The sequence below is a fragment of the Streptomyces sp. NPDC034670 genome (genome assembly GCF_055574875.1).
Genome location: NZ_JBVITR010000018.1, coordinates 51,632 through 66,519 on the forward strand (window position 1 = coordinate 51,632; position 14,888 = coordinate 66,519).

General features: G+C 75.2%; 16 protein-coding genes. 10 read left to right on the forward strand and 6 right to left on the reverse strand.

Going from position 1 to position 14,888, the window contains the following annotated elements; all coding sequences use genetic code 11:
• Window positions 1-109: 109 nt before the first annotated feature.
• Window positions 110-997 (reverse strand): NAD(P)-dependent oxidoreductase, encoded by an 888-nt coding sequence (locus ACZ56B_RS15120; RefSeq protein ID WP_468789947.1) that lies wholly within the window; start codon window positions 995-997, stop codon window positions 110-112.
• A gap of 86 nt (window positions 998-1,083) precedes the next feature.
• Between ACZ56B_RS15120 and ACZ56B_RS15125 the strand changes: the two genes are divergently transcribed.
• Window positions 1,084-1,434, forward strand: coding sequence for a winged helix-turn-helix transcriptional regulator (locus tag ACZ56B_RS15125; RefSeq protein ID WP_468789948.1), 351 nt, complete (start codon window positions 1,084-1,086; stop codon window positions 1,432-1,434).
• Between the two features lie 315 nt (window positions 1,435-1,749).
• Here ACZ56B_RS15125 and ACZ56B_RS15130 read toward each other — a convergent pair whose 3' ends face one another.
• Window positions 1,750-2,343, reverse strand: coding sequence for a DinB family protein (locus ACZ56B_RS15130; protein WP_468789949.1), 594 nt, complete (start codon window positions 2,341-2,343; stop codon window positions 1,750-1,752).
• Window positions 2,344-2,684: 341 nt separating this feature from the next.
• On the opposite strand from ACZ56B_RS15130, the gene ACZ56B_RS15135 reads away from it, so the two are divergent.
• The 4 genes from ACZ56B_RS15135 to ACZ56B_RS15150 all read left to right on the forward strand — a co-directional run bounded on the left by ACZ56B_RS15135 (window position 2,685) and on the right by ACZ56B_RS15150 (window position 5,445).
• Window positions 2,685-3,449 (forward strand): class I SAM-dependent methyltransferase, encoded by a 765-nt coding sequence (locus tag ACZ56B_RS15135; RefSeq protein WP_468789950.1) that lies wholly within the window; start codon window positions 2,685-2,687, stop codon window positions 3,447-3,449.
• Between the two features lie 153 nt (window positions 3,450-3,602).
• Window positions 3,603-4,235 carry a helix-turn-helix domain-containing protein gene (locus ACZ56B_RS15140; protein WP_468789951.1) on the forward strand — a complete coding sequence of 211 codons (633 nt, stop codon included), beginning with the start codon at window positions 3,603-3,605 and terminating at the stop codon, window positions 4,233-4,235.
• Window positions 4,236-4,311: 76 nt separating this feature from the next.
• Window positions 4,312-4,974: a hypothetical protein gene (locus ACZ56B_RS15145; RefSeq protein WP_468789952.1), complete on the forward strand. Its 663-nt coding sequence runs from the start codon at window positions 4,312-4,314 to the stop codon at window positions 4,972-4,974.
• Window positions 4,975-5,112: 138 nt separating this feature from the next.
• Entirely contained in the window at window positions 5,113-5,445 is a 333-nt protein-coding gene (locus ACZ56B_RS15150; protein ID WP_468790017.1) for a DUF2516 family protein, read from the forward strand.
• A 43-nt stretch (window positions 5,446-5,488) separates the two neighbouring features.
• On the opposite strand, the gene ACZ56B_RS15155 is transcribed toward ACZ56B_RS15150, so the two are convergent.
• From ACZ56B_RS15155 to ACZ56B_RS15165, 3 genes are all read right to left on the reverse strand, one after another.
• On the reverse strand, window positions 5,489-6,835 hold the full coding sequence (locus ACZ56B_RS15155; RefSeq protein ID WP_468789953.1) for a PP2C family protein-serine/threonine phosphatase: 1,347 nt from the start codon (window positions 6,833-6,835) through the stop codon (window positions 5,489-5,491).
• Between the two features lie 434 nt (window positions 6,836-7,269).
• Window positions 7,270-8,352: a C40 family peptidase gene (locus ACZ56B_RS15160; protein ID WP_468789954.1), complete on the reverse strand. Its 1,083-nt coding sequence runs from the start codon at window positions 8,350-8,352 to the stop codon at window positions 7,270-7,272.
• Between the two features lie 232 nt (window positions 8,353-8,584).
• A complete protein-coding gene (locus ACZ56B_RS15165) occupies window positions 8,585-9,376 on the reverse strand; it encodes a class I SAM-dependent methyltransferase (protein WP_468789955.1) in 792 nt (263 codons plus the stop codon).
• A 371-nt stretch (window positions 9,377-9,747) separates the two neighbouring features.
• On the opposite strand from ACZ56B_RS15165, the gene mshA reads away from it, so the two are divergent.
• Both mshA and ACZ56B_RS15175 read left to right on the forward strand, forming a co-directional pair.
• On the forward strand, window positions 9,748-11,088 hold the full coding sequence (mshA, locus tag ACZ56B_RS15170; protein ID WP_468789956.1) for a D-inositol-3-phosphate glycosyltransferase: 1,341 nt from the start codon (window positions 9,748-9,750) through the stop codon (window positions 11,086-11,088).
• Entirely contained in the window at window positions 11,081-11,602 is a 522-nt protein-coding gene (locus ACZ56B_RS15175; RefSeq protein WP_468789957.1) for a type III secretion system chaperone family protein, read from the forward strand. Before mshA ends, ACZ56B_RS15175 begins: the two co-directional genes overlap by 8 nt.
• Here the strand turns inward: ACZ56B_RS15175 and ACZ56B_RS15180 are convergent.
• A complete protein-coding gene (locus ACZ56B_RS15180) occupies window positions 11,568-12,431 on the reverse strand; it encodes an AraC family transcriptional regulator (RefSeq protein WP_468789958.1) in 864 nt (287 codons plus the stop codon). The two genes, ACZ56B_RS15175 and ACZ56B_RS15180, sit on opposite strands and share 35 nt — an antisense overlap.
• Here ACZ56B_RS15180 and ACZ56B_RS15185 point away from each other — a divergent pair.
• From ACZ56B_RS15185 to ACZ56B_RS15195, 3 genes are all read left to right on the forward strand, one after another.
• Window positions 12,430-12,906 (forward strand): DUF2000 family protein, encoded by a 477-nt coding sequence (locus ACZ56B_RS15185; RefSeq protein WP_468789959.1) that lies wholly within the window; start codon window positions 12,430-12,432, stop codon window positions 12,904-12,906. The genes ACZ56B_RS15180 and ACZ56B_RS15185 overlap by 2 nt on opposite strands.
• A gap of 302 nt (window positions 12,907-13,208) precedes the next feature.
• Complete coding sequence (locus tag ACZ56B_RS15190) at window positions 13,209-13,571, forward strand: YciI family protein (protein WP_468789960.1); 363 nt, start codon at window positions 13,209-13,211, stop codon at window positions 13,569-13,571.
• Window positions 13,568-14,821, forward strand: coding sequence for an RNA polymerase sigma factor (locus ACZ56B_RS15195; protein ID WP_468789961.1), 1,254 nt, complete (start codon window positions 13,568-13,570; stop codon window positions 14,819-14,821). The genes ACZ56B_RS15190 and ACZ56B_RS15195 overlap by 4 nt, the downstream gene beginning before the upstream one ends.
• Window positions 14,822-14,888 lie beyond the last annotated feature (67 nt).

Here is a 14,888-nt window from a genome sequence, read left to right on the forward strand (position 1 = left end):
GGCCGGTCCGGTGACGGCCGGGACCGGAGGGGAGCCGGCCGGTCCGCCCGCGGCCCCGGCGGACCCGCACCCGCCCGCGCTCCGGCCCGGGGGCGCCGCCCGGGGCGGTTCAGCGGCGGGCGAGCACCTCGGCGACCCGGGTGAACCCGTCCGCCCCGTGCCCGAGCGCGATGACCCGCCGGGCCTGCCCCTCGATCACGCGCATCACGCTCGCGTCGATGCCGTGCGCCTCGGAGGCGTGGACGACGTGGGCCATGGTCGACGCCGCCGAGGTGATCGGGTTCAGCTCGCCCGAGTACGTGCCGGCGTCGACGTCGGCCGCGAACTCCGTGAACAGGGGCGGCAGGATCGCGGCGATGCCCTGGGCGAAGGGGGCGAGCTCGCCGGCGGTGACGCCCTCCGCCCGGGCCACGGCGAGGGCGTGGACGTACCCCGCCATCGCCGTCCAGAAGACGTCGAGCAGCGCGATGTCGTACGCCGCGGCCCGGCCGATCTCCTCCCCGAGGTGGGTGTGCGTGCCGCCGAGCGCCGCCAGCACCGGCCGGTGCTGGCGGTACAGCTCCTCGGGGCCGCTGAGCAGGAGCACCGCGTCGTCCGTGCCGATGGCCGGGGTCGGGGTCATGATCGCGCCGTCCAGGTAGCGGATGCCGTGCCGCTCCGCCCACCCGGCCGTGTCCCGGGCGCGTTCGGGGGTGTCGGCGCTCAGGTTCACCACCGTGCGGCCCTTGAGCGCGTCGGCGACGGCGTCCCGGCGCAGGACGGCGTCCGAGGCGTCGTAGTTCACCACGCAGACGACGGTGAGCGGGGAGGAGGCGACCGCCTCCTCGGGTGAGGACGCCGGGACCGCGCCCCGGGCGACCAGCTCGCCGTCCCGGCCGGGCGTGCGGTTCCAGACGGTGGTGCGCAGCCCCGCGGCCAGGAACGCCTCGGCCAGCGCCCGGCCCATCGGGCCGAGCCCGAGGACGGTGACGGCGGACTGGTGGGTGTGCGCGGACATCATTCAACTCCCGTAACGTGACTGTCGATCATCGAGCACTGAAGTGAAGCGGACAAAGTTCGCAGAAGCGACGAAGGGGGTGCAGGGTGACGCACCGGCGCCACGATCCGAACGTCTGCGGGGTGACCGCCGCGATCTCCGTGATCGAGGGCAAGTGGAAGACCACGCTGCTGTGGCTGCTGGAGTCCGGTCCGCACCGGCCGGCCGAACTGCGCCGGCGGGTGCCCGGTCTCTCCGAGAAGGTGCTGACCCAGGCGCTGCGCGAGATGGAGGCGGACGGACTGGTGGACCGGCGGGTCCACGACGTGCTTCCGCCGAAGACCGAGTACTCCCTGACCGCCTTCGGCCGCGACCTCGCCGAGGCCCTCGCCCCCCTCTCCGACTGGGGGCACCGCCGCCTGGAGAGGATGGCCGTGGCCACCGAGCCGGTCCCCTGACGACCGCCGTCGCCCGCGTCACCTCCGTCCCCCCGTGCCCGGTGGACCGGCCGCATCCAGGTTCGCGCAGGGCCGGGGGGCTGCCAAGTACGCACAAAAAAGTGGGTGTACGGGCCGCGCCCGTCCCGTCCCGGGCCGTCGGGGAGGGGAGGGGGCCCCGTACGGATCAGGGCCGCCCGGCCGGAGCGGGCGGGACCGCCGGGCGGCCCGGGCTCCGTCCGAGGGCGCGCCGGGGTGCGCCGGGGGTGCGACGGGGTGCTTCCCGTCCGGGGCCGGCGGCGCGGCCCCGGGCGCGTCGCCCCGGCGCGCCGGGCGTCACGCGTTCCGGCCGGCCTCCCGCGCCACGCGCTCCAGCCGGTCGCGGTGGGCCTCCCACCACGCCGGGTCCTGCGACGGCACGCTGACGTTGTCCTCCCGCATCCCCACGGCGCCGTCCAGGAGTTCCCGGAGGATGTCGGCGTGCCCGGCGTGCCGGTGCGTGTCCGCGAGCACCCGCACCACGGCCTGGTGCAGCGTCAGCCCGTCCCTGCCGTCGGGCCACCACGGCACCCTGCCGACCGTGTCGAGCGGCAGCGCGTCGAGCGTCGCGTCCGCGTGCGTCCACGCCCGGCGGTAGAGCCCCACGATCCGTTCGCGCGACTCCTCGGCGGTGGCCCACATGTCCGCGTGGGACTCGGCGCCCTCCTCCAGCCAGGGCAGCGGCTCGCCGGAGGGACGGCCGAAGACCTCGCCGAGGTAGCCCAGTTCCACGCCGGCCGCGTGCTTCACCAGGCCCAGGAGGTTGGTGCCGGTCGGCGTCAGCGGGCGGCGGACGTCGTACTCCGGGAGCCCTTCGAGTTTCCAGAGCAGGGCGTCGCGGGCGGACTGCAAGGAGAGGCGGAGGTCGGTCTTGGGATCCGGTGCGGTCATGGGGAGCAGTCTGCCGCCCGCGCGCTCCCCGGTCTCCGCCTTTCCCGTCCTTCCCGCCTCCCCGCCCTCTCTCCTCCTCCCCGTCTCCCCGCCCCCTCTTCGCCGATGTCCGTCCCCGGAGGACCTGGAGGACGAGGCGTCCCCGAGCCGGACCCCGTCGGTTCTGCCGGGACGGTTCCGGAGCCGGTCGGCCCAGTGGGTCCGAACGGTGACGAGCCTGCTCCAGGTGACCGGCTGGGGGATCTCGACCGGGGGATCCCGACCGAGGGAGACGCCAACACCTCCGGCAACCGGGAAAATCGATGAGACGGGCAAGCCCGGCTCCCCGTACGGTCGGTCGCATGGCTGACGAGTGCTTCGGGCATCCACGACTCGCCGCGATCTATGACCCGCTCGACCCCGACCGCACCGATCTCGACGCGTACGTGGGGATGACGGAGGAGTTCGGGGCGCGTCAGGTGCTGGACATCGGCTGCGGGACGGGTGTGTTCGCACTTGCGCTGGCCGGACGCGGGATCGAGGTGGTCGGCGTCGATCCCGCCCGGGCGTCCATCGACGTGGCCCGGGCCAAGCCGGGCGGCGAGCGAGTGCGCTGGATCTGTGGCGATGCGACGACGCTCCCGCCGCTGCGGGTCGACCTGGCGACGATGACGGCGAACGTCGCCCAGCAGATCCTCGATCCGCAGGCGTGGCGGGAGACCCTGCGTGGCGCGTACGAAGCGCTACGGCCCGGCGGCCGTCTGGTGTTCGAGACCCGGGATCCGGCCGGACGCGCCTGGGAGGAGTGGAATCGCGAAGCCTCGTACCGCGTGATGCAGGTCCCGGGAGTCGGCGCCGTCGAGAGCTGGGTACAGGTGCTGGAGGTGAGCGGGCCGCTGGTGACGTTCCGCTGGACCTACGTGTTCGCTGCCGACGGGCAGGTGCTGACGTCGGACTCCACCCTGCGCTTCCGCGAGCGGCGGGAGGTCGAGACGGAGCTGATCGCGCAGGGTTATGAGGTGGAGGGCGTCCGCGACGCGCCCGACAGGCCGGGCAAGGAGTTCGTCTTCGTCGCACGACGTCCATGGACCGGCCCCGAGGGACCTCGTCGCGCGGATCGACCGTGACGCGATCACTTCGCCGAGCGGATCCAGCGGGAAACCCCACAAACACGGGAAAGGACGACCGGCCTCTGCGCCCCCGCTCGTCCGGAGCACCCGGTGGCGCACTCCTGCAAGCAGGTGCTTGCAATAGTTAGCGGGGTGCGTCATGGTGGAGGCATGGCATCGCTCAACGTCGGCAATCTCGGTGAGTACCTGCGCGAGCAGCGGCGCAACGCGCAGTTGTCGCTGCGGCAGCTCGCCGATGCCGCCGGGGTGTCCAATCCGTATCTCAGCCAGATCGAGCGCGGGCTGCGCAAGCCGAGCGCGGAGGTGCTCCAGCAGGTCGCCAAGGCGCTGCGGATCTCCGCCGAGACGCTGTACGTCCGGGCCGGGATCCTCGACGCCGAGCGGGGCCGGGACGAGGTCGAGACGCGGGCCGTCCTCCTCGCCGACCCCACGCTGACCGAGCGTCAGAAGCAGGTGCTGCTCCAGATCTACGAGTCCTTCCGCAAGGAGAACGGTTTCGGCGGCCCCGAGGGCGGTGAGACGACCACCGGGACGTCCGAGGCGTCCGAGGAGGTTGAGGCGCCCGAGGCGACCGACACGGTCGGGGCGACCGGCGGCACCGACGGGGGCGACCGTGCGGAGGACGCCCCGGGCGGCGGTGCCGGGATACGCCGGAGCCGTACGGCCGGCGGCGGCACCTCCGCCGGGCGCCGCGGCTCCACCAGCAAGAACGGTACGTCCGCCGGGGGCCGCCCCCGCGCCGACGGCGGAAGCGACACCGGTCCGCGGCGGACGGCCGGCTGAGCCGGACCAGGGCGCCGGCCGCCCGCCGCGGACCACACGAACCCTCAGCCGAAACGAATCCGGGAGGACCATCACCATGGCCATCACCGACGACCTGCGCAAGACCTTCCGCAACCCGACCCCCCTCTACTTCGCGGCCGGCACCGCCGACCTCGCCCTGCGGCAGGCCAGGAAGGTGCCGGTCCTGGTGGAGCAGCTGCGCACCGAGGCCCCGGCCCGCATCGAGGCCGTCCGCAACACCGACCCCAAGGCCGTCCAGGAGAGGGCGACCCACCGGGTCCGGGAGACGCAGGAGACCCTGCAGGCCAAGGTCGGCGAGTTCCTCGGCTCGCTCGACACCGACCTGAGGAAGCTCGGTGAGACCGCCCAGGACCTCGCGCTGCGCGGGGTCGGGGTCGCCGCCGAGTACGCGGTCAAGGCCCGGGAGACCTACGAGAAGGTCGCCGAGCACGGCGAGCAGGCCGTGCGGACCTGGCGCGGCGAGGCCGCCGAGGGCATCGAGGACATCGCCGTGGCCGTCGAGCCGTCCGCCGGGCCGAAGCCCGCGCCCCGGCCCGAGCCGGTCGGGTCCGGGGACGGCAAGCCCGCCGGGACCGCCGCGACCGCCGGGACCGTGGGGACGCCGGGGACCCCGGGGCCCGCGGAGAACGGGTCCGCCGAGGCGAAGAAGCCCGCCGCCGCCAAGAAGGCTCCGGCGCGCAAGGCCACGCCCAGGAAGACGACCCCGCCCGCCCAGTGAGCGGCGGGGCGCGGCCGGCCGGCGGGACGGGCCGGGCACTCTCGCGGTGCCCGGCCCGTTGTCCGGATAGCCGGCCGGTGGTTGCGGGTACGGTTGCCGCGTAGGGACGAGCCGAGTCAGGTGGTGGACGTAGTGCTGATGCAGGGCTTCGCGGGGTTGATGTGGCTGTTGAGCATGGCCCTGATCCTTTTCAGCGGTTTCGCGCTGATCGACGCCGCCACGCGCCGTGAGGACGCCTACCGCGCGGCCGACAAGAAGACCAAGCCGTTCTGGCTGATCATCCTGGGGCTCGCCTTCGTGGTGAACCTGATCTTCAACGTCCTGTCGTTCCTGCCGATCATCGGTCTGATCGCGACCATCGTGTACATGGTCGACGTCCGTCCCGCCCTGCGCGGCCTCCCCGGCGGCGGGCGCAGCCGCAGGGGCTCCAGCAGCGACGGTCCGTACGGCCCGTGGAACGGCGGCCGGTAGGAACCGGTGGGGAGCGGGCGCCGGCCGGCGCCCGCCCGCCGGGCTACGGCGCGCGGTCCAGCAGCAGGACCGCCACGTCGTCCGTCAGCTCGCCGCCGTTGAGGTCGCGGACCTCGTTGACCGCCGCCCGCAGCAGTTCCTCGCCGCGCAGTCCCGCGGTGAGCTGCCGGCGGACCACGTCCACCATCCCGTCCTGACCGAGCCGCTCCCCGTCGTCCCCGACCCGGCCCTCGATCAGGCCGTCGGTGTAGAGCATCAGGCTCCACTCGGCGCCCAGCTCCACCTGCGTCCGCGGCCAGCGGGCGCCGGGCAGCAGGCCGAGGGCCGGGCCGTTGTCGTCGTACGGCAGCAGCCGCGCGGGCAGGCCCGGGCGGACCAGCAGCGGCGAGGGGTGGCCCGCCAGGCACAGGCCGGCCCGGCGGCCGTCCGGGGCGATGTCGACCGTGCACAGGGTGGCGAAGATCTCCTCGTCCGCGCGCTCGTGCTCCAGCACCTCCTGGAGCGTGCCCAGCAGCTCGTCGCCGCACAGCCCCGCCAGGGTCAGCGCGCGCCAGGCGATGCGCAGCTCGACGCCGAGGGCGGCCTCGTCCGGGCCGTGGCCGCAGACGTCACCGATCATGGCGTGCACGGTGCCGTCCGGGGTGCGGACGACGTCGTAGAAGTCGCCGCCGAGCAGGGCGCGGGAGCGGCCGGGGCGGTAGCGGGCGGCGAAGCGGAGCGGGGAGCCCTCCAGCAGCGGGGTCGGCAGCAGACCGCGTTCCAGCCGGGCGTTCTCCTGGGCGCGGAGCCGGCCCTCGGCGAGCCGCCGCTCGGCGGAGTCGGAACGCTTGCGCTCGACCGCGTACCGGATCGCCCGGCTCAGCAGGCGGCCGTCCAGTTCGTCGCGGACGAGGTAGTCCTGGGCGCCCACCCGCACCGCCTCCGCGCCGCGCTCGGCGTCGTCGGCCGCGGTGAGCGCGAGGACTGCGTGCCGGGGCGCCAGCTCCAGCACGTGCCTGAGCACGGCGAGCTCGTCGTCCCCGCCGCCCGCCCGGCCGGGCGCGGGCAGCGCCAGGTCCAGCAGGATGCAGTGGACGTCGTCGGTGAGCAGCCGCTCGGCCTCGGTGAGGTTGCGGGCGGTGCGGACGCGGATCGGCTTGCCGGCCTGGTCCAGCAGGTCCGGCACGATCGGCGAGCCGCCGGGGTCGTCCTCGATCAGCAGCAGGGTGAGGGGGGCGGGGGCGGTCGTCCCGGCCCGGTCCTGCGCGGGGCGCGCCGGGTCCGCGCCGTTCTCGGACGGGGCCGCCGCGTGCGGGGCCGCCGGGGCGGGATCGCCGTGCGGTGGTGCGGCCGGCGCCCGACCGCTTTCCGCGGCCGGAATCGCTCTCTGCCGCGGTACGGGTGCGGGCATGGTTCCGGGTTCCTTCCCTCCCCCCGAGGGCACGGTGGGGGCGAGGGATCTCGGCCCTTCCCCCGGTTCGTACCTCTGTGCGAGCGAGGGTGCCCCTTTTCGAACCGGGACGATAGCGGGTGACGGCGCCGCAGCGGAATGGCACGGCGCGTGTCGGCCGGCCGCCGGTCACTGTCATATGCCGCGTTTGCTACCGCAGTTGGACAGGCCGGAGACGCCGAGGGGGATGACGAACGTCACGCTCGCGGGGAAGGGACGGCGGGATCCGCGTGGAACGGGTCACGTGGGGCAGGTCACGCGGCCGGGGCAGGGAGGGCCCGGGCACGCGGCCCGGACCGCGCGGCCCGGGCGCGTGGGGACGGGCGCGTGGGGACGGGGCGCACGGCCCGGATCACGCGGTCGGGCCGTGCGGGAGGACGGCGCCGGCCCGCCGCTCAGTCCGCGTCCGGGCGCACCACTCCGAGGATCGGCATCGACCCGGCTCCCGCGATCGTCACCGTCCGCCCGGGGCGCGGGGCGTGCACGACGGAACCGTCCCCGACGTACATCCCGACGTGGCTGGCGTCGCCGAAGTAGATGATGAGGTCGCCGGGCCGCATGTCCTCGATCTCGACCTTCCTCAGCTGCCGCCACTGCTCCTGCGAGGTGCGCGGGACGCCCAGCCCCGCCGACGCCCAGGCCTGCGAGGTCAGCCCGGAGCAGTCGTACGCCTCGGGGCCCTCGGCGCCCCACTGGTAGGGCTTGCCGATCTGCGCGGTGGCGTACGCGACGGCCTTCTCGCCCCGCGCGCTGGCCCGGGCCCGGATCCCGTCGAGGACGCCGGAGCCCAGCCAGTCGGCCTGCGCCTGCCGGGCGGCCCGCTCCTCCAGCCGGGCCAGGCGCTCGCGCTCCTCCTGCTCCAGGTCCGCCTCGAGCTTCTCGGCCGCCTCGATCTGCTCCTCGATCTTCTTCTGCGCCCTGGCCTTGGCCGCGCGGCCCGCCTCCAGCCGGCGCCACTGCGCGTCGGCGTCCTCGGCGTACTGCTCCAGGTCCTGCTGCGCGCGGGTCAGTTCGCCGAGCAGCCCCCGGGTCGCGTGCTCGCCCTGGCGCACCAGGCCCGCGCCGTCCAGGAAGTCCCGCGGGTCGTCGCTCAGCACCAGGTGCGCCTCGGGCGGCAGCCCGCCCCCGCGGTACTGGGCGGCGGCCGCGGCGCCCGCGCGCTCCCTCAGGCCGTCCAGCCGCTCCCGGCCCTCGACGATCTTCTCGGCCAGCCGGGCGAGTTCGGCGGACTGCTTCCTCGCCTTCTCCTCCGCGTCGTTGTACTCGTCGGTGGCGACGGCCGCCGCGCGGTAGAGCCGGTCGAGCTTCTTGCGGACGGCCTCGAGCTCCGCGTCGGTGGCGGACGGGGCGCTCGCGCCCGCGCCCGGGGACGGCGGGGGGACGGGGTCCGCGAACGCCGTCCCCGGCGCCGCCAGCACCGCGACCGCGCAGACCACGGCCACGGCCGCCGCGGTCAGCCCGCGCCTGCTCCTGCGCATGACTCCGCCCCCCGACTGGTTAATCGTCAGTAACATCCGGTCGTCCGGGATGCTGCCACGTCGGTGCGCGGAGCGACAGGCCCCGTGCTCCCCGCTGTTCTCGTCCGGCATGGCGATCATCCTGCCGGTGTGACGAACGACTCACGGAGATCGTTCCCCCCGCCCCGCGTGTCGCGGCCCCCGCGTCGTCCGGGGGCCGGCCCCTCCCGGCGCCCGGAGCCCGGCCGCCGGGTCAGTGCCGGGGCGCCAGCGCCTCCCAGCGCACCGTGACCTCCCCCTGCCGCCACCGCGCCGGTCCGTCCGCCACCGGCCAGTGGGCCGCGAGGTCCCGCACCGCCCGGATCCAGCGCTGCCGGGCGCCGTACGAGGCGTAGGGCGCGGCGGCGGCCCAGGCGCGGTCGAAGTCGCGCAGGAAGGCGTGCACCGGCTCCCCGGGGACGTTGCGGTGGATGAGTGCCTTCGGCAGGCGTTCCGCCAGGTCCGAGGGGCGTTCCAGCGAGCCCAGCCGGGTCGCGAAGGTGACCGTGCGCGGTCCCTCCGGGCCGAGGGCGACCCACACGTGCCGGCGTCCGACCTCGTCGCAGGTCCCCTCGACCAGCAGTCCGCCGCGCGACCCCGTCGCCGGGTCGGCCGGCGCCAGCCGCGCGCACAGCCGCCGCCACACGGCGGCGACCTCCGCCTCGTCGTACTGGCGCAGCACGTTCGCCGCGCGGACCAGCAGCGGTCGTCCGGGGACCGGGATCTCGAAGCCGCCGTGCCGGAAGGACAGTCCGTCGCGCTCGTACGGCCGTGCGGCCGCGACCCGGGCCGGTTCGATCTCGACGCCCACCACGCGGGCGCGCGGCGCCGCGGTGCGCAGGCGGTGCAGCAGCTCGACCGCCGTCCAGGGGGCCGCGCCGTAGCCGAGGTCGACGGCGACGGGGTCGGCCGCGCGGCGCAGTTCCGCGCCGTGCACGGCCGTGATCCAGCGGTCCATGCGGCGCAGCCGGTTGGGGTTGGTCGTCCCGCGCGTCACCGTGCCCACGACGGGGGCCCTCCCGCCGGAACGCGGCCGGGGGGAGGGGGGGAGAAGCCGGGGGCGGGAGAGGGAGTCGGCGCGGGACCTCATGCGTACGAGGGTAGGCGGGGCCCCGGAGCGGGCCGGACGATCCGCCGGGGCCGCCGGGGCCCCGCGGCGCGGAAGCCGCCGCGACCGCCCCGCACCAGGCCCCCGCGTCCCGCCTCCCGCACCACGCCCTCCCCTCTCGAACGGTTGAGCGAAGGTCAGTAATGATTCGGCAAAGAACCGGCCCGGCGAGGGGGCGCCCGGAAATGGGATCGAAGTCCTGCGGCGTTGACCCCCCACGGGGCCGCAGGCCCCGCGACCGTCGTGCCCGCAGCGAGGAGGAACGCCACGTGAGCCAGTACATCGCGAGGCTCGGGCGGCGCTCCCCGGGGGCACCCCCGCGGCTGCGGCTGCACCGCAGGCAGCCCCGCCGCGTGGCGATGCTCTCCGTGCACACCTCCCCGCTTCACCAGCCGGGAACCGGCGACGCCGGCGGCATGAACGTCTACATCGTGGAGCTGGCGCAGCGCCTCGCCGCCCTCGACATCGAGGTCGAGATCTTCACCCGCTCGACCACCGCGGCCCTCCCGCCCGCCGTCGAACTCGCCCCCGGCGTCCTCGTCCGGCACGTCGACGCCGGCCCCTACGAGGGCCTCGCCAAGGAGGACCTGCCCGCCCAGCTGTGCGCCTTCACCCACGGCGTGATGCAGGCCTGGGCCGGCCACCGCCCCGGGTACTACGACCTGGTCCACTCCCACTACTGGCTCTCCGGCCACGTCGGCTGGCTCGCCGCCCAGCGCTGGGGCGTCCCCCTGGTGCACGCCATGCACACCATGGCCAAGGTCAAGAACGCCAACCTGGCCGACGGCGACACCCCCGAGCCCGCCGCCCGCGTCATCGGCGAGACCCAGATCGTCGACGCCGCCGACCGGCTGATCGCCAACACCGCCGAGGAGGCGGACGAACTCGTCCGGCACTACGCCGCCGACCCCGGCAAGGTCGCCGTCGTGCACCCCGGTGTGAACCTCTCCCGCTTCCGCCCCGCCGACGGCCGCGCCGCCGCCCGCGCCCGCCTCGGCCTGCCGCAGGACGCGCTGATCCCGCTCTTCGCCGGCCGCATCCAGCCGCTCAAAGCGCCGGACGTGCTGCTGCGCGCGGTCGCCGTCCTGCTCGACGAACGCCCCGAGCTGCGCGCGCGGATCTGCGTCCCCGTGGTCGGCGGCCCCAGCGGCAGCGGCCTCGCCCGGCCGGAGGGCCTGCAGAAGCTCGCCGCCCGCCTCGGCATCGCGGACGTCGTGCGGTTCCACCCGCCGGTCGGGCAGGACCGGCTCGCGGACTGGTTCCGCGCGGCGTCCGTCCTCGTCATGCCGTCCTACAGCGAGTCGTTCGGCCTGGTCGCCATAGAGGCGCAGGCGGCCGGCACCCCGGTGCTCGCCGCCGCGGTCGGCGGCCTCCCGGTGGCCGTGCGGGACGGGCACACCGGCTTCCTGGTCCGGGGCCACGACCCCGCCGCCTACGCGCGCGTGCTGCGCGACTTCGCCGACCACCCGCACCTCGCCGACCGGATGGGCGAGGCCGCAGCCCGGCACGCCCGGTCCTTCGGCTGGGACACCGCGGCCGCCGCCACGGCCGACGTCTACACGGCCGCGACGCAGGCGCACCGCCGTCACGTACGCTCCCACCATGGCTGACACGGAGGCGGAAGAAGCACAGCGGCGGGCGGTGCGGATCGTCGAGGACGTCCTGAAGGACGCCGAACTCGACTGGGAGACCCCCGCGTCCGGCGGTTACGTCGTGAAACTCCCCGGCACCCGGAAGCTGTCCACGACGGTCTCCCTGATCGTGGGCCGGCACACGCTCTCCCTCAACGCCTTCGTCATCCGCCGGCCCGACGAGAACGAGGCCGCCGTCCACCGGTGGCTGCTGGAGCGCAACCTCAAGCTCTTCGGCGTGAGTTACGCCGTCGACCCGCTCGGCGACGTCTACGTCACCGGCCGCCTCCCGCTGCCCGCCGTCACCCCGGACGCACTCGACCGCCTCCTCGGCCAGGTCCTGGAGGCCGCCGACGGCAGCTTCAACACGCTCCTGGAACTCGGCTTCGCCTCGGCGATCCGCAAGGAGTACGCCTGGCGGGTGTCGCGCGGCGAGTCGACCCGCAACCTGGACGCCTTCACCCACCTGCTGGGGCGCCCCTCGGACCGGTAGGCACGGGCGCCTGCCGGCCGGCCGCGCGGTAGCGGCCCGGCGTGACCCCGACCAGCCTGCGGAAGTGCCGGGTGAGGTGGGCCTGGTCGTAGAACCCGGTGGCGGCCGCGACCTCGCTCGGCGACCGCCCCCGCAGGAGCAGCCGGCGGGCCCGGCCCACCCGGCGGGACATCAGGTACTGGTGCGGCGCGATGCCGTAGGCGCCGCTGAACGCCCGCACCAGGTGGGCGGGATGGGCGGACAGCAGCGCGGCGGCCTCCCGCAGGACGAGCCCCTCCACGACCCGCTCGTCGAGCAGCTCGCGCAGCCGCCGCGCGAGGACGGGGTCCCGCCGGTGCGTCCCCGCGGTGTCCTCCCGGGACCGCAGGTGCGCGCGCAGCCGCTCCCCGACGAGGGTCAGCCGGCTCTCGGCCTCCAGTTCGTCGCCGGGCCGCACGAGCGCGGCGTGCACCTGTCCGACCCGCCGCCGCAGCAGGGGATCGCGCAGGTCGGGCCGGTCCACGGCGGCCCCGATGAGGTCGTCGGCGAGGTGGGTGCCGTCGAGGTAGAGCACCCGCTTGCGGAAGCCGTCGGAGGTGGCGGGGGAGCCGTTGTGGGGGACGTGCGGCGGCAGCAGGGACACGGTGTCGTGCGGGGTGCCGTGCTCGTGCCGGTCGAGGTCGTAGCGCACGGCGCCGTCGTCGACGATCAGCAGCGTCCAGGCGTCGTGGACGTGCATCGGGTAGGCGTATCCGGTGAAGCGGGCGTGGAAGACCTCCACGACGCCCGGGACGTCGGGCCGCCAGGCGGAGACGGTCCGCTCGGGACGCCCGGCGTGCTCTGCGGCCATGCAAACAACGTACAAGACGCCCCCGCGCCCCGGGCGGCAGTCTCACGGCATGAGCACGATGAGCACACGCTTCGACACGAAGATCGCCGTACTGCTGCGCGGGGACCTGGAGACCTGGCAGCGCCTCAACGTCACCGCGTTCCTGGTCAGCGGCCTGGGCACGCACCTGCCCGAGGTGATCGGGGAACCGTACGAGGACGCGGACCGGGTGTCCTACCTGCCGATGTTCCGCCAGCCGGTGCTGGTCTTCGAGGGCACCAAGGAGACCCTGGGGGCGGCGCACGCACGCGCCCTCTCCCGCGCCCTGCCGCGCGCGGTCTTCACCGGCGACCTGTTCACCACCGGCCACGACGAGGCCAACCGCGCGGCGGTCCGGGCCGTGGGCACGTCGGACCTGGACCTGGTCGGCCTGGCGGTGTACGGCCCGAGGAACGCGGTGGACAAGGTCCTGAAGGGGGCGCGGATGCACCCCTGAGACGGCGGGCGTGCCGGTCCCCGCCTCGCCCGCTCCTGCTCCACGGCCCCGGCTCCGTCGCCCGCCCGCCCGACCCGGTTCGTGACCGGCGAGCGCAACGGTGGCCCGGCGGGCGGCCGGACCGTATGTTGATCACCGCGGTGCCCGGGTGCTCCGGCCGCCCGGCCGCTCACGGGGGTGACGGGGCGGCTGCGAAGAAAGATGAAAAAAGACCGTGGTCGGATGTCGAGGAGCCGCTCCCCGCTCCGACCGAAGGGTGACAGCGCGCCGACGGGGCGCGCGGGACGGGGAGGACACCCGGGATGAAGTACGTCGCGATGATCTACGGCAACCAGGCCAAGTGGGACGCCTTCCCCGCGGAGGCGTGGCCGGAGGCGATCGCCCGGCAGGAGGCGTTCAACAGGAAGTACCGGGAGAGCGGCGAACTGCTCGGGGCCTACGGCCTCGCCGATGCCGCCGCCGCCCGGCTGGTGCGCCGCGAGGACGGCGTCCCGGCGGTCACCGACGGCCCGTACCTGGAGACCAAGGAGTACGTGGCCAGCTTCTACCTGCTGGACTGCGAGAGCCTGGAGCGGGCGCAGCAGATCGCCGCGGACATGCCGTTCGCCGATGCCGAGCCGGTGGAGCTGTGGCCGGTGCTCCACGAGTCCGCGGGAGACCTGTGAGCACCGTACGCCGTGAGGTCGAGGACCTGCTGCGCGAGCTGGCGCCGCAGGTCCTCGGCACGCTCGTCCGCCGCCACGGCGCCTTCGACCTGAGCGAGGACGCCGTGCAGGAGGCGCTGCTGGCGGCGGCCGTGCAGTGGCCCGACGCCGGCGTCCCGGACAACCCGCGCGGCTGGCTGGTCACCGTCGCCTCCCGCAGGCTGGCCGACCGGGTGCGCAGCGAGGCGGCGCGCCGCCGCCGGGAGGAGGCCCTGGCCCTGGCCACCCCGCAGTCCGCGCTGCTCGCCCCCGCCGCCGACGCCGTGCCCGCCACGGACCGGGACGACTCGCTGGCCCTGCTGTTCCTGTGCTGCCATCCCGTCTTGTCCGCACCGAGCCGGATCGCGCTGACCCTGCGGGCGGTCGGCGGCCTGACCACCGCTCAGATCGCCGCGGCGTTCCTGGTGCCCGAGGCGACCATGGCCCAGCGCATCAGCCGCGCCAAGGCGGCCGTCGGGAAGGCCGGCGGCACGCTCGCGCTGCCCGAGGGCCCGGAGGCCACCGAGCGGCTGGCCGAGGTCCGGCACGTGCTCTACCTGATCTTCAACGAGGGGTACACGGCCACCGGCGGTACGGAACTGACCGCGCCGGAACTGTCCACCGAGGCGATCCGGCTCACCCGGCTGCTGCACGGCCTCGTCCCCGAGGACGCCGAGACCGCGGGCCTGCTCGCGCTGATGCTGCTGACCGACGCCCGCCGCCCGGCGCGCACCGGTCCGAACGGCGAGCTGGTGCCGCTGGCCGATCAGGACCGTGACCGGTGGGACCGCTCGCTCATCGCCGAGGGCGTCGAGCTGGTCAGCCGCGTCCTGCCGCGGGGCCGGGCAGGTCCCTACCAGCTGCAGGCGGCGATCGCCGCCGTGCACGACGAGGCGGAGGACACCGGCACCACCGACTGGCCGCAGATCCTCGCCCTGTACGGCCTGCTGGAGCGGTTCGGACCGAACCCGGTGGTCACCCTCAACCGCGCCGTCGCCCTGGCCATGGTGCACGGTCCGGACACCGGCCTCGCCCTGCTGGCGGAGCTGGAGGGCGACAAGCGCCTGGCGCGTCACCACCGGTTGTTCGCCACCCGCGCCCACCTGCTGGAGCTCCGGGGCGACCGGGAGGCCGCCGCACACGCGTACCGCGAGGCCGCCCGCCGCACCGACAGCGCCCCCGAACGCCGCCACCTCACCGACCGCGCCCGCCGGCTGGAGGACCCGGCATGACCCGGCCCGAGCGCGTCGTGGCGCGTGACGGCCCCTCGGTATCCGGCCCACAGGTCGATCCCGGCCC